Below are 1,057 nucleotides of genomic sequence, written 5' to 3'. Positions count from 1 at the left end.
TAACATCCCTAACTTTTGCTATTTATTTAAACTTTATAACTCAACAACCTATCTTAGATATAAAAAACTTTATATTTTAACTAGCACAATTGGTTTAGTATTAAAAAAAGTTAGTTATCTATTCATTTACCTATTAATCAAGTGGTAATTTAAAGGTATAACCCAAGTTTCCTGTAACATAAGCAGGAGTATTGGAATATGTAAGCCCTACGGTAGCTGTATTTCCCCACTGAACTCCTATTGGCATTTGAGGCTTAGGGTAAGGTATTGAAAAAGGAGGGTAATCTAAATTAACTCCACGGCTTGATTCAAATCCAAAACGACCTGCTCCTGCACCCCAACCCACTCCCCACCCTTCTATTCCATCATGAGAGCCTATTATTACACCCATAGAAATACTATAAGACGTTTTAGGTGAACCCCAAGCATAAGTTCTATCATATCCTATCGTGCTATAAAGCCCACTTGTTGTTATCATCGTAGTCCAATAGCCACTAAATTGTTTCTGTTCCTGTGATTGTTTGCCCACACTAATTGCAATATAAGGGCTTACTTCTGGTATCGAAGTTGGAATCGCAGCTAATAATTTGGTTTGTTGTTCTCTTTTTTCTTTCTTTTTTATTGCCGCTGGTTCTCCTTGCTTTACACTTTCGTACATTTCTTTTTTATCCTCTGCTGGATTAAACTGCGATACAAATTCCTTAAAGAACTCTTTGACAGGTTTAAGCACTTTTTCCATAAATTTTTCACAAGGAATACATTTTTTGCTACTGTTTTCATCATTACTTTGTCTGTTCCATCCTCTTTCCTTTGATACTTTTTTCAAACCAGCTAAGGTATTTCTTGCATCTTGTCCACTCATAGAAATATAGTCTTCGCTATGTACAGTTACATCTCTGCCCGTAGGGTCTATGTACCTCAGCGGATTGTTATTCAAGAAAGAATAAGGTGAAACACTTACGTACCTATCCCCATGAGGGTCAAGGGTAGTAGTCCTATTTATCTGATAGTCATAGCTTCTGGCACTGAAGTCGTAGTGATGTAACCCAAGTTCGGT

The 1,057-nt window shown here is 36.6% G+C and carries 1 protein-coding gene; it reads right to left on the bottom strand.

Annotated elements, in window-relative coordinates:
• Window positions 1-133 precede the first annotated feature (133 nt).
• Window positions 134-1,057: hypothetical protein (locus BM141_RS23370; protein WP_449441468.1), on the bottom strand; the 924-nt coding region annotated here is incomplete at its 5' end.

Source organism: Thermoflexibacter ruber (assembly GCF_900113045.1).
Taxonomy (GTDB): domain Bacteria; phylum Bacteroidota; class Bacteroidia; order Cytophagales; family Thermoflexibacteraceae; genus Thermoflexibacter; species Thermoflexibacter ruber.
Note: the sequence above shows the minus strand (reverse complement) of the source record. Positions and strands in the feature narration are given on the sequence as shown.